Source organism: Serratia ureilytica, from assembly GCF_013375155.1.
GTDB classification, from domain to species: Bacteria; Pseudomonadota; Gammaproteobacteria; order Enterobacterales; family Enterobacteriaceae; genus Serratia; species Serratia ureilytica.
In genome coordinates this window covers 84,667-103,854 of the sequence record NZ_JABXOF010000012.1, presented here as the reverse complement: position 1 = coordinate 103,854, position 19,188 = coordinate 84,667, and the positions used below count along the sequence as shown (strand labels likewise).

Here is a 19,188-nt window from a genome sequence, read left to right as displayed (position 1 = left end):
ACCGCTTAAATGCCGGCGGTTTCCCGAATATAGCGGCGCGCTTTCACCGCATACTCGAACGGGTTGGCCAGCGCCGGATCCTGCTCGGCTTCCACCACCATCCATCCCTTGTAACCGCGCTCGTCCAGCAGCTTGAACACCGGCCTGAAGTCGATCACGCCATCACCTGGCACGGTAAAGGTGCCCTTCTTCACGCCGTCGAGGAAGCTCAGCTTGTTGGCCTTCACTTCCGCCACCACCTCATCGCGCACGTCCTTCAGATGGACGTGGTTGATGCGCGGCAGATACTTCTCCAGGATCGCCATCATCGCCTGCTGGCTGCCTTCCGAATAGTAGGCGTGGCCGGTATCGAACAGCAGGTAGACGTCGTCGTTGACCATACTCATGTAGCGATCGATTTCGGCGGTGGTCTGAATGCCGGTGCCCATGTGGTGATGCAGACACACCTGCATGCCTTTGCCGGCGGCGATCTTCGCCAGCTCGTTGTAACCGTCGGCCACCCGCCGCCACTCTTCATCGCTGAAGTACGGCTTCTCTTCGAACACGCCTTTGGTGGTGCCCTGAATGCTCTTGCTCTGTTCAGAACAGCCGATCACCCTGGCGCCCATGGCATGCAGGAAATTCATGTGGTTGATAAATTCATCGATGGTTTTGTCTTTCTGACCATCGGCGAAAAAGGTGCTGAACCAGGCGTTGCAGATCTGGATGCCGCGAATATCCAGCATCGGCTTCAGCACCGCCGGATCGCGCGGGTATTTGCTGCCCACTTCGCTGCCGGTGAAGCCGGCCAGCGCCATTTCGCTGACGCACTGCTGAAAGGTATTTTCCTTGCCCAGATCGGGCATGTCGTCGTTGGTCCAGCCGATCGGCGCAATGGCCAATTTCACGTTGTCTTTATTCATGGTCTGCCTCGGTCCTTGGAGGGCCGCCGGTGCAAACGCCGCCGGCGAGCCGAATAAGATTAGTTGCCCAACAGCTCTCTTTCGATGCGCTCTCTGGTCGCCACCGCCTGGCTCGGCATCTTTTCCGGATAGCCGAACAGCGAGGTGCAGATGATCGATTCGCCGCCGACCTTGAAGCTGCGGTTGGCGAATTCCATGTCGCGCAGCGTCTGGAACAGGGCGTCGAAATTCACCTCGCCTTCGCCGATGCCGACGTGCTGGTGCACCGCGGCGTCAACGCCCGGCGGGTTGACGATATAGCGGCAGTGCTTGGTGTGGTTCATGGTGTCGGCGATCAGCACGTGGGAAAGATCGTCCCCGGCGTACTTCAGCATGCCGGCCACGTCGCCCTGCCCCTTGTCGTAGTAGAAGGTGTGCGGCACGCTGTAGAGGTATTTGACGTGGTCGCTGCGCAGCGATTTCACCAGATCGGCGGTTTCGTTGCTCAGCTCACAGAAGTCCCACGGATGCGACTGGATCTCCATACGGATGCCCTCACGCTCGACGATCGGCAGCAGCTCCTCCATCGAGCGATACCACAGCTCCTCGCAGATCTCCGGCTCGTTGGGGTTACCGGCCAACTCGGTGTTGATCACCTGCACGCCCATCTCCACCGCGATTTCGATCATCCGTCGCCAGTTTTTGACCGCCGCCTGACGGCGATCTTCCCCCGGCCCGGACCAGCGATACACCACGATAAATGAGGATATTTCCACGCCGGTCGCTTTCAGGGCGTTTTTATACTCCGCCATGATTTCGCGGCTGGCCTTCGGATGCTTGTAAAACGGGTTGATCTGCGGGTGCGGCGACTGCTCGATGTACTTATAGCCCCAGTCCGCCACCTGCTGAACCATTTTGGTCACGCCCAAATCCCGGATAACGTCGACATCAAAAGCGATCTTCATGGTCACTCCTCTGCAATCGTGGGTACGGGGTTCAAGCCGATGGCTTGTTGTAAAACGCCGGGCGCGCCGGCAGGGTCACCGGTACGATCTCGCCGCTGAGCTGGGCCGCCACGCAGGCGTCGGCGGTCACGGCGGCGGCGTAGCCGTCCCAGGCGGAAGGCCCGGTCAGTTGGCCCGCGGCCACGTCGTTGATGAACCCCTGCAGCTCGACGTCATAGGCGTCGATAAAGCGATCCTTCCAGTCGGTCAGAATTTCGGTCGACAGGCGGGCGCCGCTGCGCAACTGCACCGAGGACGGCTCCGGCAGTTTAGCGATGCCGGTTTCCCCCACCACTTCACACTGAATGTCGTAGCCGTACTGGCAGTTGACGAAAATCTCGACGTCGATGCGGGTGCCTTTGGCGGTTTCGAACAGCACAATCTGCGGATCTTTCAGATGCGGGAACGCCTTCGGGCTCTTGCGCGGGAACACCACCTGCACCGACACATAGTCGTCGTCGAGCAGCCAGCGCAGCACGTCGATTTCGTGGATCAGGGTGTCGGTGATCGCCATATCGGTGGTGTAAGCCTCGCCGACCGTCGGGTTGCGGTGCGCGCAGTGCAACATCAGCGGTTCGCCGATCTGGCCGCTGGTCAGCACCTGTTTCAGCGCGCGATAGCCCTGGTCATAGGGGCGCATAAAGCCGACCTGCACCAGCCGCTTGCCGTACTTCGCTTCGGCATCGACGATGTTTTTGCAGCCCTGCGCGGTCACCGCCAGCGGTTTCTCGCAGAACACCGGTTTGCCGGCGGCGATGGCCGCCAGCACGAATTCTTCGTGACTCGGCCCCCAGGAGGTGACCAGCACCGCCTGCACGTCGGCGGCCTTGATCAGATCGTGGCCGCTGTCATACACCCGCGCATCCAGCTGCAGATCGTTCACCGCCTTGGCGGCGTTGTCGCGATTGATGTCGTTCACCGCCACGACGCGGGCGCCCTGCAAAACTTGACTGCAGCGACGGATATGATCGCGGCCGATGGCGCCGGTGCCGATAACCCCAATGTTCAAAGTCATTTTCGCTACCCTCTGGAAAGTGTGTTGTGTTCGAAAACGAATCAGTAATCGCGCGCCTTATCGATGTTTTCCTGCAGCTTGCGCGCCACTGCGACGATTTTCTCGCTGTCGGCCACCTGAGCGCCGCCCACGCGCCACCAGCTGAGGTACTTGTGCACCATGGTCTTCGGCAGCACTTTGATGTCGAGCAGCGTGGACACGGTTTGCCTGCGGGCGTCGGCCAGCGCGTCGAGCAGCTGCTGCTCGGTGGTGACGCGATAGGTTTTGCAGCCGTAAGCCGCCGCCAGCATGGCGAAATCGACCGGCACCAGTTTGCCGTCGAGCTTGCCGCCCTCTGGATTGCGGAAGCGGAATTCGGTGGTGTAACTGTCCATGCCGTGTTCCATCTGCAGGTTGTTGATGCAGCCGTTGGTCATGTTGTCAAACAGCACCACGTTGATCTTGCAGCCTTCCTGAATCGAAGTGACCAGCTCGGAATGGAGCATCATGAAGGCGCCGTCGCCCACCATCGCGTACACCTCGCGCTGCGGCTCGGCCAGCTTGACCCCCAATGCGGCGTTCACCTCGTACCCCATGCAGGAGTAGCCGTATTCCACGTGGTAACCGTGCTCGCCATGGTTGTGCCACACCCGTTGCAGGTCGCCCGGCAGGCTGCCGGCGGCGGCGACAATCACGCTGTCCGGCGGCAGCTCGCGGTTCAGCACCCCCAGCACCCGGCTTTGCGTCATCGCCGAGTCGGTCTGAGCGATAAATTCGGCGAACACCCGTTCGCGATCGAGGTGATCGTCTATTTCCGGCACAAAGCCTGCGCCGCTGTATTCCACCGCGTAAACCCGCTCGGTCTCTTCACGCTGGGCGACGCGCGCCGCGGCGATGGCGTCGCCCCAGCCGGCGCGATAATCAGCCTGCGCCAGCAGCGCGCTCAGTTCGCTCAGGCCCTCGCGGGCGTCCGCCAGCACCTGCACGCCGTCGAGCTTGCCGGCGTCAAAGGCGCTGACGTTGATATTGAGGAAGCTGACGTCCGGATGTTGGAACAGCCATTTGGACGAGGTGGTGAAATCGGTGTAACGGGTGCCGACGCCAATCACCAGATCTGCCTGTCGAGCCAGCGTGTTGGCCGCCAGGCAGCCGGTTTCGCCGATGCCGCCGAGATTGAATTCATGATCGCTCGGCACCGCGCCTTTGCCGGCCTGGGTTTCGGCGAACGGAATGCCGAAGCGCTCGGCGAATTCGCGCAGCGCCCGCCCGGCCTGCGAGTACTTCACGCCGCCGCCGCACACCAGCAGCGGTTTGCGTTTGGCCGTCAGCAGCGCCAAGGCGTCCGCCAACATGCCATCGGTCGCCGGGCGGCGATCGAGCCGGTGTACGCGTTTTTGGAAGAAATAGTCGGGGTAGTCGTAGGCTTCCCCCTGCACGTCCTGCGGCAGACACAGCGTCACCGCGCCGGTTTCCGCCGGATCGGTCAGCACGCGCATCGCGTTGATGCAGGCGCTCATCAGCTGCTCCGGCCGCACGATACGGTCCCAGTACTTGCTCACCGCGCGGAACGCGTCGTTGGTGCTGATGCTGAGATCGTAAGACTGTTCGATTTGCTGCAGCACCGGATCCGGCTGGCGGGAAGCGTAAACGTCGCCTGGCAGCAGCAATAAAGGGATGCGGTTGGCGGTGGCGGTAGCCGCGGCGGTGATCATATTGGCGGCGCCGGGGCCGACCGAGGAGGTGCAGGCGTAAATCTGCCGGCGCAATTTCTGCTTGGCGAAGCCGATCGCCGCGTGGGCCATCCCCTGTTCGTTGCGGCCCTGGTGCACCCGCAGATCGCCACTATCCTGTTCCAGCGCTTGCCCCAACCCCAGTACGTTGCCGTGGCCGAAAATCGCGAAAATGCCCGCGACGAATTTGGTTTCCACCCCGTCGGCCAGCAGATACTGGTTATCGAGAAATCTGACGAGCGCCTGCGCCATGGTTAGCCTGATCTTGCCCATTTACTCACCCTTTAGATTGAGGGCCGCCCCGGAAAGGGCTCGCGCCGAGCCGACAATCCCGTGTTTGTGTTACGCGGCGGCAGCTATTATCTTGAGCAGGCGATGCCCGCTGCTCACGAAGTCGACAACCTGAAACGTGAAGCGATTATAAACAAATATATTTTTCATAAAATCACATTACAGAAGAAACATTTCATTTTGCGATAAAGATCGCATATTAGATGAAAAGCCCGTTTCATCTCGTGGTTTGGCCTTTACCGGCTTAGCGCCGCGCACCAGCCGGGGAATGCCATCAGCACGCAGGGCGACCGTCTTTCATCCTGCCCCGGCGCCTCTTTGCCACACGCCCTCCGCCACCCTCTCATGGCGACTTAATCCGCTTTTTCCGCTCCTCCGTCGATGTTTTAAACGCATCACATTTTTGGGGTGTAAATTTCATTCCATATTGAAATTGAAATTTTCATTCCCCATACTGTTCCCATGCTTCCTGCAAGGCGCCACGCTCGGGCCGCCGCCGGAGTTTTGCTTAAACAGAAGGAAACGGGTATGGCTACACAAGAAAAACAGCTTGATGTCATTTGTCTCGGGCGCATCGCCGTCGATTTCTATGCTCAGCAGATCGGCGCGCGTCTGGAAGACGCCGGCACATTCGCCAAATACCTCGGCGGCTCTTCCGGCAACGTGGCCTACGGTACCGCCATTCAGGGGTTGAAATCCGGCATGCTGGCCCGCGTCGGCGATGAACACATGGGCCGCTTTCTGCGTGAAGAGCTGCAGCGCGTCGGGGCCGATACCCGCTGTCTGATCACCGACAAACATCGGTTAACCGGCCTGGTGATCCTCGGCATCAAGGATCAGGAAACCTTCCCGCTGATCTTCTACCGCGAAAACTGCGCGGACATGGCGCTGACGCCGGACGACATCGACGAAACCTACATCGCCAGCGCGCGCGCGCTGGCCATCACCGGCACGCACCTGTCGCACCCGAACACCCGCGCCGCCGTGTTGAAGGCGCTGGAATACGCGCGCCGCCACGGTTTGCGCACCGCGCTCGACATCGATTATCGCCCGGTGCTGTGGGGGCTGACGTCGCTGGGCGACGGCGAAACCCGCTTTGTGGAATCGGCACAGGTGACCCGCGAGCTGCAGGAAGTGCTGCACCAATTCGATCTGATCGTCGGCACCGAAGAGGAATTTCATATCGCCGGCGGCAGCACCGATACGCTGACGGCGCTGAAAAACGTGCGCCGGACGACCGCGGCCACGCTGGTGTGCAAGCGCGGCGCGCAGGGCTGCTCGGTGTTCGAAGATGACATAGCCGACGACTGGGCGCAGGTGAAGCTGCACGCCGGCGTGCGGGTGGAGGTGCTGAACGTGCTGGGGGCCGGCGACGCCTTTATGTCCGGTCTGCTGCGCGGCTATCTGAACGATGAGGGTTGGGATCAGGCCTGCCGCTACGCCAACGCCTGCGGCGCATTGGTGGTCTCGCGCCACGGCTGCGCGCCGGCCATGCCGACCAAACGGGAGCTGGACGACTACCTGCAGCGTGAACACCAGGTCACGCGCCCGGACCGCGACGCGCGCCTGAACCACCTGCACCGGGTCACCACCCGCAAGCAACAGTGGCCGGAACTGTGCGTGTTCGCCTTCGATCACCGCAAGCAGCTGGCGGACATGGCGCGCGAAGCCGGCGTCGGCGAGGAACGCATCCCGCGTCTGAAGACCTTGCTGCTCACCGCGGCGCAACAAGCTGCCGCGCAGGCCGGGCTCAACGGCAACAGCGGCATTCTGGCCGACACCACCTACGGGCAGGCGGCGCTGAACGAGATCACCGGCCAGGGATGGTGGATCGGCCGGCCGGTGGAGCTGCCCAGCTCGCGCCCGCTGCGCCTGGAGCACGGCAATATCGGCTCGCAATTGATCGACTGGCCGCAGGAGCACGTGGTGAAGTGCCTGGTGTTTTATCACCCACACGACGCGGCGGAACTGCGCCGCGAACAGGATGCGCTGATCGCCGACGTCTACCGCGGCTGCTGCAAATCCGATCACGAACTGCTGCTGGAGGTGATCCTGCCGGACAGCAACGCCGACAAGGACGAGCGCTATTACCTGGAGATGATTGAACACTTCTACCAGTTGGGCATTCAGCCGGACTGGTGGAAACTGCCGCCGCTGAGCGCGGAAAACTGGCAGCGGGTCGGCGCGCTGATCGACGCCTGCGATCCCGACTGCCGCGGCGTGCTGATCCTGGGGCTCGACTCCCCGGAGGCGGTGCTGAAGGCGGGCTTTGCCGCCGCCGCAGATGCGCGCTGGGTGAAAGGTTTCGCCGTCGGCCGCACCATTTTCGGCCAACCTTCGCGCCGCTGGCTACAGGGGGAAATCGACGACGCGGCCCTGATCGAGCAGGTGAAACAAAAATACCTGACGCTGATCGGTTTCTGGCGCCAGTACCGTCCGCAGGCGGGCGGCGCGCACTGACAGCGACAGCAGGTTCACGTCCCCTTAAGGCCATTTCGCCGCTTTAAGGGGATTTTTTTGCCCATTTTCTGTGAAGTCGCGCAATGTGCGATCGAATAAATCGCTTTTTGAGGAAATGAAATTTCCGCTCCGTCTGTTAAAATACCCTGTCAATATTTCAGGCGTCAGGCCAATGCGCCTTCACCCCACTGCGAGCCGAATGGATGAACAACCCAACTCAACTTTCGCTGTTACAGGACGAGATCCGCCACCGTTATGAAACGCTGAGCAAGCGTTTGAAGCAGGTGGCGCGCTACATTTTGGATAACAGTAACAGCATCGCTTTCGATACCGTTGCCTCCATCGCCGCACAGGCCAGCGTGCCGCCTTCCACCCTGATCCGTTTCGCCAACGCCTTCGGCTTCAGCGGCTTCAACGAAATGAAGCAGGTGTTCCGTCAGCATCTGATGGAAGAGACGGTGAACTATACCGAGCGCGCGCGCCTGTTCCGCCAAACCTCCACCGACGACAACGTCGCGCCGGAGAAACCGGCGGAGATTCTCAACGTGTTCACCATGGTCAACGCGCAGGCGCTGCAGCAGCTGGCGATGCAGATCGCCCCCGAGCAGCTGGATCGCGCCGTCGAGCTGCTCAACAACGCCGAAAACATCTACGTGATCGGCCTGCGCCGCTCGTTCAGCGTCGCTTCCTACCTCACCTATGCGCTGCGCCATCTGGAGCGCCGCGCGTTTCTGATCGACGGCCTGGGCGGGATGTTCACCGAACAGCTGAGCATGGTGAAACCGAAGGACGTGGTGATCGCCATCAGCTATTCGCCGTACGCCCGCGAGGCGGTGGAACTGGTGGAATTGGGCGCCAAGCGCGGCGCGCAGCAGATCGCCATCACCGACAGCCAGGTCAGCCCGCTGGCCGCCTTCAGCGATGTCTGTTTCGTGGTGCGCGAAGCGCAGGTGGACGGGTTCCGCTCGCAGGTGGCCTCGATGTGCCTGGCGCAGACGCTGGCGGTCTCGCTGGCGCTGAATAACGCCCGGGACGAGTAAAGCTGACAAAAAAGCCCGGCAAGCCGGGCCTCAAGCGCCTATTGCGCGGCGGGGTAGCCGTCGCCGTTAATCCAGGCGTGGTCTTTTTCCCAGGTGAACTTCCACTGCCGCACCGGCCCGGCCATCACGTTGAGGTAATAGTTGTCGTAACCCGCCAGGGTCGCCACCGGGTGATAACCGCGCGGCACTTTCACCACGTCGCGATTGTAGGCCGGCATGCACTCGTCGAGCGTGCGGTCGTCGGTATAGACGCGCTGCATGCAGAACCCTTGCTCCGGCTGAATGCGGTGATAGTACGTCTCTTCCAGATAGGTTTCGTCCGGCGAGTCTTCTTGATCGTGCTTGTGGCTCGGGTAGGAGCTGGTGTTGCCCTCGTCGGTGTAAACCTCCACCACCAGCAGACTGTCGGCCGGCTCGCTGTCCGGCAGAATGTTGTGCACCAGCCGCTGGTTGCGCCCCTTGCCGCGCCGCTCCACGCCGATATCCGCCGGCGTGATCAGCCGTGAAGGCAGGTGGCCGCCGCCGGGCGCGCTGCACACCGCCAGCTCCAGATCGGTTTCCGCCCGCACGTCGATGCGATCGTGGTGCGGCACATACACCGCGTAAGGCGGCGTGCGCTCGAACGGACTCATGCGTTTGCCGATATGCGGGTATTCGGCGCGCCGCGTGGCGACGGAGGCGATACCGGCCACCAGCACCAGACACAGTTCCTTGTCGCCGCATTCCAGCTGCAGCGACTGCCCGGCGGCCAGGCGGTAAACGTCAAAGCCGACATAGCGCCAACCGGCATTTTCCGGCGTCACGTGCTGGATACGCCCCTCGGCGTTCGGCGTCTGACATTTGGCAAGCAGTGAAGACATTTCGATTCTCCTGTTAACTCGCAGTGCAAAGGCCGTTGCCCCGAAGGAGCAACGGCCTGGCCTGAGTGTGAAAGCGCTTAGCCCAGCGTCGGCATGCTGAATTCGGACACCGTCTGCTGCCCGGCCGGCCAGCGCGCGGTGGCGGTCTTCATGCGCGTGTAGAAGCGCACGCCGTCGGTGCCGTGCACGTTCAACGCGCCGAACACCGAGCGCTTCCAGCCGCCGAAGCTGTGGAACGCCATCGGCACCGGCACCGGCACGTTGACGCCGACCATTCCGGCCTGCACGTCTTGCACGAACTGGCGCGCATAGTGGCCGCTGCCGGTGAAGATGGCGCTGCCGTTGCCGAATTCGTGGCCGTTCACCGTGTCGATGGCGGTGCGGTAGTCCGGCACCCGTACGATGCCCAGCACCGGCCCAAAAATCTCTTCGCGGTAGATGCGCATGTTCGGCGTCACATGGTCGAACAGCGTGCCGCCGACGTAGTAGCCTTCAGGATAGCCCGGCACCTGATAGTTGCGGCCGTCGGCCACCAGGGTGGCGCCTTCTTCCACGCCCAAATCGATGTAGCCCAGCACCTTTTTCTGGTGAGCGGACGACACCAGCGGCCCCATTTCATTCTCTTCGCCGCCCTGCTGCAAGCCCGGCCCGACGCGCAGCTGCGCGATCAGCGGCTTCAGTTTGGCGATCAGTTTATCGGCAGTGTCGTCACCAACCACCACGGCGATCGGCAACGCCATGCAGCGCTCGCCGGCAGAGCCGAACGCGCCGCCCATCAGCGCGTTGACCGTGGCGTCCAGATCGGCGTCCGGCATGACGATCGCCTGGTTCTTCGCCGCGCCGAAGGCCTGCACCCGCTTGCCGTGCGCGCTGGCGGTGGTATAGATATGTTCCGCCACAGTGGAGGAGCCGACGAAGCTCACCGCCTGAATGCGCGGATCGGTACACAGCTGCGCCGCATCTTCATTGGCGCAGTGCACCACGTTGAACACGCCGTCCGGCAAACCGGCTTCCTTCAACAGTTCCGCCAGGCGCACCGAGGCCGAAGGCACCAGCGCCGGCGGCTTGAGGACGAAGGTGTTGCCGCAGGCCAGCGCGATGGGGAACATCCACATCGGCACCATCGCCGGGAAGTTGAACGGAGTAATGCCCGCCACCACGCCCAGCGGCTGCATCAGCGAGAAGCTGTCGACGCCGCTGCCGACGTCCGGCGAGTACTCGCCTTTGATCAGATGCGGGATGCCGCAGGCGAATTCGACCACTTCCATGCCGCGCGTCAGTTCGCCCAGCGCATCCGAATACACTTTGCCGTGCTCGCTGACGATAAGCTCGGCCAGCTCGTCGCGGTGCTGTTCCAGCAGCGCCTTGAAATTGAACATGATGCGCGCGCGGCGCAGCGGCGTGGTGCGCGACCAGTCGGCGAACGCCCGATGGGCCACGTCGATGGCCTGTTTGACTTCGGCAGCAGTGCTCTGCGTGACGCGCCGCTCAACCTGCCCGCTGGCCGGGTTGTGCACGTCGACGGTTTGATTGCTGCTGCTCAGGCACACCTGCCCGTCAATAAAATTACCCACGGTTTTCATGTCACGCCCTCTTTTCAAGTCCGCTGTCGCCTGGCCACACCCAGGCGGCGCGGCGTTAATCGTCCCGCTCGCCAAACCCCGTCGGCAAGCCGGCTACATCCTGACCGGATGCAGCAAACTCTATTTCATTGAAAAAAAAGTTTCAAATAAATTGTTTTGAAAAATTTATTTTTAGTGCGTGAGGTCGCAATTTTGCGGTGTCGATCGGGTTGGCGCTTTCATTCCCGCGCCAATCAAGGCGCGGTTTCGCAGGAGAGTCCATCGCTAATGCACACTGACTTTGCTACAGAAAATCCGCACTGCGCCTGACCTGCGGCCGTTACCGCCTCCCTCCGAGCGCCCAAGGCGCCCGGATCGCTCGCGACGGTTTTTTTTGAACTGGATCTAAAAATCAATATTCCATTATTCACTAATTATGAAATAAATGTTCTTGTTTGTTCCAGCATTTATCAACGACATCGCCTTGATGACAGGCACGGTTCACACCCTTCCGCTCGCCCTCCTCCCGACACCCCAACCGTGCGGACGGAAGCCAGGATAAAAATCGGAGCAACACATGTCATATCAGCGTAAGCACAATACCGGTTACATATTGCGAATTTGCGGCATCGCCGCCCTGGGCGGCATTCTGTTCGGCTACGACACCGCCGTGATCTCCGGCGCGATCGAAGCGTTGAAAACCTATTTCAATCTCAGCCCGGCCGAAACCGGCTGGGCCGTCTCCAACGTGGTGATCGGCTGCGTGATCGGCGCCTTCGCCGCCGGGCCGCTGGCGGCGCGCTGGGGCCGTAAAAAGGCGCTGATGCTGGCGGCGCTGCTGTTCACCGTTTCCGCCGTCGGCGCCGCATTGGCCCCGACCTTCACCTGGTTCGTCATTTACCGCATCATCGGCGGGCTGGCGGTCGGCATCGCCGCCACCGTGTCGCCGATGTACATGTCGGAAGTGTCGCCGAAAGACATGCGCGGGCGGGCGCTCAGCATGCAGCAGTTCGCCATCGTCTTCGGTCAGATCGTGATTTTCTACGTCAACTTCAAAATCGCCAGCCTCGCCAGCGAAGCCTGGCTGGTGGAAATGGGCTGGCGCTGGATGTTCGCCTCGGGCGTGATCCCCTGCATTCTGTTCTGCATCCTGGTGTTCGTCATTCCTGAATCGCCGCGCTGGAACGTGATGATGGGCCGCGACGATCAGGCGCTGGCGATGTTGACCAAAGTCTCCAACGCCGCCCACGCGCAGAATCTGCTGAAAGAAATCAAAGACTCGCTGCAGCAGGATCAACAGCAGCAGCACCGGAAGCTGAACTACGGCGATGTGCGGGTGCGTTTCATCCTGTTCGTCGGCTGTATGATCGCCATGCTGCAACAGGTCACCGGCGTTAACGTGATGATGTACTACGCGCCGGTGGTGCTGAAAACCGTCACCGAAAACGCGCAGGAAGCGCTGTTCCAGACCATCTGGATCGGCGTGCTGCAGCTGGTCGGTTCGGTCATCGGCGCCATGCTGATGGATCGCATGGGCCGCATTCCGTTGATGCGTTACGGCACGCTGGGCGCCATCGCGGGCCTGCTGCTCACCTCGTACGCGCTCTACACCCAGGCCACCGGCTATTTCGCGCTGTTCGGCATGCTGTTCTTCATGGTGTTTTATGCGCTCTCCTGGGGCGTCGGCGCCTGGGTGCTGGTGTCGGAGATCTTCCCGAACCGCATGCGCGCACAGGGGATGAGCATCGCCGTCGGCTGCATGTGGGTCGCCAACTTCGCGGTGTCGCAGTCGTTCCCGATGATCAACGATCACCCTTACCTGTTCTCGCATTTCCACGGCGCCTTCCCGATGTGGATCTTCGCCGCCTGCTGCCTGTTCAGCTACTGGTTTATCGGCCGCTATATCCCGGAAACCAAAGGCGTCTCGCTGGAAAAAATGGAGCAGGTGGTGTTGGCCAAACGCCACCGCCAATCCCAGCCCGAAGGCAAGCCGCTGCCGCTGGAAAACGGCAAATCCTGATCTCTCAACCCTGACCGCTGGAGTCATGCCCATGAACATTGCGCTGGACCGCTTCTGCATTAACCGCAAGATCGCGCCGAATCTCGATCTGGACAATTTTTTCCGCCTGGTGAAACGCTGCGGGCTCAGCAAAGTTGAGCTGCGCAACGACATGCCCAGCGGCAAGGTGACCGACGATCTGAGCGACGCGCAGCTCAACGCGCTCGCCGCGCAATACGGCATCGAGATCGTCACGATCAACGCCCTCGGCAGGTTCAATCTGATGGATGACCCGGCGGCGCTGCAACAGCGCGCCGAAGCGATGCTGGCGCAGGCGCAGGCCATCCGCAGCCGGGCGCTGGTGCTATGCCCGCACTGCAGCGCCGACGACACGCGCAGCGAGCAGCAAAAACGGGACGACACCCTCGCGGCGTTGCGGCTGCTGGCGCCGCTGTTTGCCCGCTATGGCGTACAGGGATACGTCGAACCGCTGGGCTTCGGCATCAGCTCGCTGCGATCGTCGCTGCTGACCCAGGCGCTCATCCGCGACTCGGGCGCGCCGTACCGCATCGTGCTCGATACGTTCCACCACTATCTGAGCGATGTGGCGCAGGCCGACTTCGACGCGCAGATCCAGGTGGCGCAGATCGGCCTGGTGCATCTGTCCGGCGTGGAGGACGGGCGGGATAAAAGCGCGCTGAGCGACGAAGAGCGCATCATGCTGAGCGAGGGCGATCGGCTGGAGAGCCGCCGCCAGGTGCAGAACCTGGAACGCCTGGGCTACACCGGCGTCTATGCCTTCGAGCCGTTCTCTTCACAGCTGGACCGCTGGAGCGGGGCGGATATCGAACGGGAAATCCGCCAGAGCATCGCCCTGCTGCAAGGGTAAAAAAAACGGCCTCCGCGGAGGCCGTTTTTCATGGCGTTACTTCAGGTTGCCGACCACCAGCTGATGGCGCTCGTTGTAAAACTTACGGTAGGCCAGATAGCAGGCGATGATGGTCGACAGGCTGGCGGTGGAAAGCAGCATGAAGGTCACCATAATCTGATATTTGATCGCTTTCACCGGATCGATGCCGGCGAAGATCAGCCCGGACATCATGCCCGGCAGGCTGACCAGCCCAACGGTTTTCGCCGAGTCGACGGTCGGGATCAGCGAAGCGCGGATGCTGTCGCGGATCAGCGCCGCCGACGCGAACTTGGGCGTCGCCCCCAGGCTGAGCATCTCCTGAATCTTCTGCTGCTCGCTTTTGAAACGCTGGCCGAGGTTGGTATAGCACAGCCCCACCGCCACCATGGCGTTACCGGCGATCATCCCGGAGATGGGGATCACCTGCATCGGCGTAAATTCAATGGAGCCGGTCAACACCAGCACCGCCAGCGTCAGCACCGCGCCGGTGGTGATGGCGATAAACGACGTCACGAACGCGTGTTCGACGTACTTGCTGCGTTTCTTGGCGTTGTAGGCCGCGTTAAAGCAGATGAACAGCACCATCAACACGGTGAGAACGGCGTTATCCAGGTCGAAAATATACTTCAGCACGTAGCCGACGATGATCAGCTGCACCACCGCGCGGCAGATGCTCCAGATGATGTCCTTTTCCAGCGCCAGCTTTTCCCGGTGGCTGATCAGGATGGCGACCACCACCAGCACCATCGACAAGCCCAAGGATTCGTTGGTGATATTATGCTGATTCATGCTGTTGCTCCTGTGGCTCGGCGCTGTGCGCGCGCAGGGTGATCACCTCGTCCGCATGCGCTATCTCTTCGGTATCGTGCGTCACCCACAGCACCGCCAGCCGGTGTTCCGCCACCAGCTGATGCACGATTTCGTTGACGTTGCGCTTATTTTCCTCGTCCAGCGCGCTGGTGATCTCATCGAGCAACAGCACTCGGGGCATAAACTGCAGGTTGCGGATCAGGGACACGCGCTGCTTCTCCCCGCCGGACAGTTCATTGATGCTTTTCGTCAGCATCGCCTCCGGCAGGCCGAAACGCGCCAGATCGGCCTTCATTTTTCGCTCGGCCGGCGGTTCCTGGCGGATCTGATACGGCAGCGCCAGATTGTCGTAAACCGTATTACCGAACAGCGCCGGCGTCTGGAAGCAATAAGAGACCTGCTTGCGATACGCCTCCGGCGACATCTCGTCGATCGCCTGGCCGTCGAAATAGAGGCTTCCGCTGGTCGGATTCATTAAGGAAGAGATGATTTTTAGCAGCGTGCTTTTTCCGCAGCCGGAAGGCCCGGTGATCAGTTTGAACTCGCCCTCACCCAACGTGAAAGAGACGGAGTCCAGGATCACCTGGCGGTCTATTTGATAATGAATATCATCCAATCTCAGTATGTCTTTCTTTTCCTTCATTACGATGCCGGCTCCCTACACCTGTTCCCGTCTGAGCGATAAGTATATGGTCGCAAAAAACATCTTAGCAATGCCTGCGCGGAGGGCGGAAAGCGGAGAGGAGGATTGGCGGAGCGAAATGCCCCGCCAAATAATAAGATTAATTAATGTTTAGCTGTAAGATAGTCAAAAGCGACCGTCAGGGTCGAATCACTCTTTTTTTATCGCTGCCTGTTCGTCGCAGCTGTACCAGCGTAGAGAATTGTTGATGCTGCGGTGGGTGCAGCGGACCTTGCCCTCCTTTTCCAGCGCCAGCAGCAGGGTGCGGGTGGTATAAATGTTTTCACCGCATTTATCAGCCAGCTCGCGGGTCTTCGGCCACTGCTCCGGCGGGGGATGATGGCCGCCGGAGCCTTCCACACGATCCCTGCACAATCCTTGCAACACATTCAGCATCAGCGATTTTCTGCTTTCAAACGTTTTCGGCGCCTTGGCCATAGCATTCCTCCTGAGTGGTTACTGCTGAGCTCCCCGCTCACGACTGCACGTCAGCAATGCGCAGGGTATAAATCATGGTGGCGTCCGGAGGGATCGCCGGCGGGCTGCCCTGCTTGCCGTACGCCAGCGCCGGCGGCACCACCAGCGTGATCGAGCCGTGGCGCTGCAGCTTCTCGATAGCCGCGCGAAACAGCGGCGGATAGCGCGTCAATGGCTGCGAGATCACCGTACCCGCCAGCTCCATGTCTTTGATCACCCGGCCGTCGGTCAGGCTTTCGCGCACCACGATATCCACCCGATCGTCGGCGCCGATCGCACCGCTGCCGTCATAGTCCACCCGGTAGTAGAAACCGAGCGCATCTTGCTTGACTCCCTCCTGGCGGGCGAAATCGGCCAGATAGGCCTTGCCGTCCGGAGGGGGAGCCTGTGTCTGTTGCGTCTGCTGCAAACGTTGCTGCGCCGTGCGCAGCGCGCTGTCGATGGCGGCCTCATCCAGCCGCAACCGCCCGGCCAGGGTATCGGCGATGCCCGCCAGCAAAAGCCGCCGATCCGCCTCCAGTCCCGCACGCCGGTTCTCCTGTTGCAGATGCAAAATATCGCGCCCCAGCGATACGCCGGCGGCATACGCCTGCTTGTCCGCCTCGCTGGCCAGCACCGGGGCCTCAGCCGCCTGCCGCCGCTCAGCCAGCAAGGTGTCTACCCGCTGTCGTTGCTGTGCCAACTGCGCCGTCAAGCTTGCGCTGCGCTGTTCGGCCCGCGTGAGCGAAGCGGCCAGCGCGGTGACCTCAGGCAACGGCGCAACGGCCTGCCGCAACGCCTTCAGGGCATCGGCCAGTGGCCGAATATCGACATCGGTCCGCTCGCTTTTCGGCGCCGCGGCGGCCTGAGCCGCCGCCAACTGGCGCTCCAGCTGACGGATTTTCTCCGCCTGCTGTTGTACAGAGTGCTTCAGAGAAGTTAAACGAGCGCCGTCTGCCCCCGCGACGGCGGCCGGTTTGGCGGCCGGTGCGGGCGCCGGTTTACGCGCGGTTTCCTCCTTGAGCGCGGCCGGCGGAGCCTGCCGCTGTTCGGCAAATTTCAACAGGGCGGGAATGCCGTCGTCAGCGGCGCAAACGGCGCCGCTCAGCGCCAACAGCCAAAGCCCCATCGCCCATCTTTGCGCGCATCGCTTCATGGCTACAGATTCTCGACCCGGTTGGACAGATCGGACATCAGCTCATGTTCAACGTCGGCGCAGAATTTCTCGGTTTTATATTGATAAAGAGCATCAATCGCTTTACGGGTGCTTTCATCCACATTGCCGCGCACGCCGGCATATCCGGAAGCGTTGGAAAGCAGACCGTTAAAATAGGCAATGCGTTTTTGGTAACTCTGCGGATTAATATTTTTTAATGAGTTAACCCGTTGCTGGCAAAGCGCGATACGTTGTTCATCGGATTTATCATTAGGATTGTTCTGTGAAATTTTTTTCACGGAATTCAGGTTTGTCTTGCTACCGCCCACGCAGCCTGACAGCGACATGACAGACAGTAAAAATATAGCAGAAACTACCGTGCGGCGGCCGCCGCAAGCATTAATCATCGTTATCATTCCGTTTATAATCCTTTAATTGTCACTTAGGTCATCATTATGTGGCGAACGGCAACAGCACATGCCTTAATTTGATTAATCAAAATGGGTTAGGCAGTGAAAAATCCCTATACCGCAGTGCGATAGAATAATTCACTACCGATGACATTGTTATTTAATTGTTAATGAATTAGACCTAAACGCGGGCTAAACACGAATAAAAAAACCAATCCCTTAGGAGAAGAAAACCACGAAACAACAATAAAAACAATAGATTATGTTTTATATTTTGTTTCTAAAGGGAAATTCATCATCTGCTGCCTCAGGGCGATATTAGCAAAACAATATGGCGAATTGTAGGTATCAGCCTATTTCCCCCGATCTAATATCTCGCATATCGTTATTTATATAGTGATTTATACTGGATAATATTTGTATACGATCTATTGGTTTTAAAGCAAATATATTTCTTTTTCCTTTTGGTTTTATATTCTGAATTTGACTTAATTTAATAAAATCTATTTCCAAGCAATACTATTATTTGCAAGAATATTCCCAGCAACACGCCACACGTAAAACTCGTATTTTATTTACCAGAAAATCCATTGTCGATTTTCCCAATCTCGTTATTTCTCATAAATAACGGATGTTGGCGTATTGCCCAGAGCAAAAGGATCTGGCTCCAACCGTACGGCCGGCGACATGACGTTGCCGCCGCTGCGGGGGATTTAGATGTGCTGTTCTTTTTATTTAAAAACTCTCTACAGGAACCTGAGAAATGAAACTGAATAAATTAATGCTGGCAACCGTGATTGCTTTCGCTTCTGCATCTGTTGCTCACGCCGCATCTAATCAGGGCAGCGGTAAAGTCACCTTTACCGGCGAAATTATCGATGCGCCATGCAGCGTCGCGCCGGAATCCGTTGACCAAACCGTACCAATGGGCCAGATCAGCAGCCGCATCCTGGCTAACCAGGGTAAATCCAGCATGCAACCTTTCAACATCGAACTGAAAGATTGCTCCATCTCCACCATGAAAAACGTCAAGGTGACCTTTACCGGCACGCCTGATCCGGTCAACAACAAACTGCTGGCCCTGAGCGGCACGGCAACCGGCGCCGGCATCGTGATCTACGACAACCTGCACTCCAAGGAAGTGGAACTGGGCACGGCGACCGACGGTCAGGGCCTGAACAACGGCGACAACTCGCTGAAATTCGCCGCTTACCTGCAGGGCAGCAGCGCCTCCGCCGCCGTGGTGCCGGGCGACTTCACCAGCGTGGCCAACTTCACCCTGGCTTACCTGTAATACCCCACAGGGGATGTCTCAGGGCATCCCCCGCTTGATTGCATGCCGACGAGAGCGGCAAGGGAACAGGGCAAGACAGGGAGACGCCAGCATGACTATCCGCCTTTGCGGCCTGTTGCTCATCGCGCTCAGCGTAGGCAGCGCGGCGGCGGCAGTGAAAAATCAGGGCCACGGCAAAGTCAGCCTGGGCGGCACCATCGTTGAAACGCCGTGCGGCATCGCCAGCGACAGCCTGGATCAAACCGTCGATTTCGGTCTGATCTCCATGACCGATGCCTCGCAGGACGGGCAATCGGTGCTGATCGGCAGCCGCCGTCATTTCACGATCAAACTGGTGAACTGCGAACTGGCCAGCCAGGTGAAGCCTGACTTCATCTATCGCGCAGCCAACGTCACCTTCGACGGCACCGCCGACAGCCGGGATCCTTCCCTGCTGGGCGTTTACGGCGAGGCGCAGGGCGTGGCTATCGAACTGTTGACCGATGCCGGCACCCCGATCCCGCTCGGCAGCACGACGGCGGATTACCAGATCGTCGCCGGCGACAACACGCTGCGTTTTGGCGCGCAGTTGCGCCTGCATCCCGATAAGGCGCGGGCGGGCGGCTTCAGCTCTCTGGCCAAATTCACCCTGTCTTATCTCTAGCGCCGG

General features: G+C 60.1%; 17 protein-coding genes. 6 read left to right on the top strand and 11 right to left on the bottom strand.

What is annotated here, in order from left to right:
* Window positions 1-5: 5 nt before the first annotated feature.
* From iolE to iolD, 4 genes are read right to left on the bottom strand one after another with little or no spacing between them, the layout of a single operon-like run.
* A complete protein-coding gene (iolE, locus tag HWW83_RS21130; RefSeq protein WP_033645315.1) occupies window positions 6-902 on the bottom strand; it encodes a myo-inosose-2 dehydratase in 897 nt (298 codons plus the stop codon).
* 59 nt (window positions 903-961) lie between these two features.
* Entirely contained in the window at window positions 962-1,846 is an 885-nt protein-coding gene (locus HWW83_RS21125; protein WP_033645316.1) for a sugar phosphate isomerase/epimerase family protein, read from the bottom strand.
* A gap of 31 nt (window positions 1,847-1,877) precedes the next feature.
* The gene (gene iolG / locus HWW83_RS21120; RefSeq protein WP_033645317.1) at window positions 1,878-2,900 is read right to left on the bottom strand and encodes a bifunctional inositol 2-dehydrogenase/D-chiro-inositol 1-dehydrogenase; all 1,023 of its coding nucleotides are present in this window, start codon (window positions 2,898-2,900) and stop codon (window positions 1,878-1,880) included.
* A 41-nt stretch (window positions 2,901-2,941) separates the two neighbouring features.
* Entirely contained in the window at window positions 2,942-4,882 is a 1,941-nt protein-coding gene (iolD, locus tag HWW83_RS21115; protein ID WP_176589536.1) for a 3D-(3,5/4)-trihydroxycyclohexane-1,2-dione acylhydrolase (decyclizing), read from the bottom strand.
* 546 nt (window positions 4,883-5,428) lie between these two features.
* Here iolD and HWW83_RS21110 point away from each other — a divergent pair.
* Together HWW83_RS21110 and HWW83_RS21105 are read left to right on the top strand one after the other, a co-directional pair.
* Window positions 5,429-7,360 (top strand): bifunctional 5-dehydro-2-deoxygluconokinase/5-dehydro-2-deoxyphosphogluconate aldolase, encoded by a 1,932-nt coding sequence (locus tag HWW83_RS21110; RefSeq protein WP_176589535.1) that lies wholly within the window; start codon window positions 5,429-5,431, stop codon window positions 7,358-7,360.
* A 203-nt stretch (window positions 7,361-7,563) separates the two neighbouring features.
* Complete coding sequence (locus tag HWW83_RS21105; RefSeq protein ID WP_004930856.1) at window positions 7,564-8,400, top strand: MurR/RpiR family transcriptional regulator; 837 nt, start codon at window positions 7,564-7,566, stop codon at window positions 8,398-8,400.
* A 38-nt stretch (window positions 8,401-8,438) separates the two neighbouring features.
* Here the strand turns inward: HWW83_RS21105 and iolB are convergent, their stop codons facing one another.
* Complete coding sequence (iolB, locus tag HWW83_RS21100) at window positions 8,439-9,260, bottom strand: 5-deoxy-glucuronate isomerase (RefSeq protein WP_116286881.1); 822 nt, start codon at window positions 9,258-9,260, stop codon at window positions 8,439-8,441.
* A gap of 77 nt (window positions 9,261-9,337) precedes the next feature.
* Entirely contained in the window at window positions 9,338-10,843 is a 1,506-nt protein-coding gene (locus tag HWW83_RS21095) for a CoA-acylating methylmalonate-semialdehyde dehydrogenase (RefSeq protein ID WP_046687940.1), read from the bottom strand.
* Window positions 10,844-11,399: 556 nt separating this feature from the next.
* Between HWW83_RS21095 and HWW83_RS21090 the strand changes: the two genes are divergently transcribed.
* Both HWW83_RS21090 and HWW83_RS21085 read left to right on the top strand, forming a co-directional pair.
* Window positions 11,400-12,842 (top strand): sugar porter family MFS transporter, encoded by a 1,443-nt coding sequence (locus tag HWW83_RS21090; protein WP_176589534.1) that lies wholly within the window; start codon window positions 11,400-11,402, stop codon window positions 12,840-12,842.
* A gap of 31 nt (window positions 12,843-12,873) precedes the next feature.
* Window positions 12,874-13,710: a TIM barrel protein gene (locus HWW83_RS21085; RefSeq protein ID WP_163966863.1), complete on the top strand. Its 837-nt coding sequence runs from the start codon at window positions 12,874-12,876 to the stop codon at window positions 13,708-13,710.
* 36 nt (window positions 13,711-13,746) lie between these two features.
* On the opposite strand, the gene fetB is transcribed toward HWW83_RS21085, so the two are convergent.
* The 5 genes from fetB to HWW83_RS21060 all read right to left on the bottom strand — a co-directional run bounded on the left by fetB (window position 13,747) and on the right by HWW83_RS21060 (window position 17,251).
* Window positions 13,747-14,520 carry an iron efflux ABC transporter permease subunit FetB gene (gene fetB, locus HWW83_RS21080; protein WP_033645324.1) on the bottom strand — a complete coding sequence of 258 codons (774 nt, stop codon included), beginning with the start codon at window positions 14,518-14,520 and terminating at the stop codon, window positions 13,747-13,749.
* A complete protein-coding gene (fetA, locus tag HWW83_RS21075; RefSeq protein ID WP_046687942.1) occupies window positions 14,507-15,184 on the bottom strand; it encodes an iron efflux ABC transporter ATP-binding subunit FetA in 678 nt (225 codons plus the stop codon). The genes fetB and fetA overlap by 14 nt, the downstream gene beginning before the upstream one ends.
* Window positions 15,185-15,373: 189 nt before the next feature.
* Window positions 15,374-15,661, bottom strand: coding sequence for a FaeA/PapI family transcriptional regulator (locus HWW83_RS21070; RefSeq protein WP_033645326.1), 288 nt, complete (start codon window positions 15,659-15,661; stop codon window positions 15,374-15,376).
* Window positions 15,662-15,698: 37 nt separating this feature from the next.
* Window positions 15,699-16,808, bottom strand: a complete 1,110-nt coding sequence (locus HWW83_RS21065) for an FKBP-type peptidyl-prolyl cis-trans isomerase N-terminal domain-containing protein (protein ID WP_232095462.1) — start codon at window positions 16,806-16,808, stop codon at window positions 15,699-15,701.
* Between the two features lie 29 nt (window positions 16,809-16,837).
* Window positions 16,838-17,251 carry a YuaE family lipoprotein gene (locus HWW83_RS21060; protein WP_033645328.1) on the bottom strand — a complete coding sequence of 138 codons (414 nt, stop codon included), beginning with the start codon at window positions 17,249-17,251 and terminating at the stop codon, window positions 16,838-16,840.
* Window positions 17,252-18,008: 757 nt separating this feature from the next.
* Here HWW83_RS21060 and HWW83_RS21055 point away from each other — a divergent pair.
* On the top strand, window positions 18,009-18,539 hold the full coding sequence (locus HWW83_RS21055) for a fimbrial protein (protein ID WP_033645329.1): 531 nt from the start codon (window positions 18,009-18,011) through the stop codon (window positions 18,537-18,539).
* 91 nt (window positions 18,540-18,630) lie between these two features.
* Window positions 18,631-19,182, top strand: a complete 552-nt coding sequence (locus tag HWW83_RS21050) for a fimbrial protein (RefSeq protein WP_033645330.1) — start codon at window positions 18,631-18,633, stop codon at window positions 19,180-19,182.
* The last annotated feature ends 6 nt before the right edge of the window (window positions 19,183-19,188 follow it).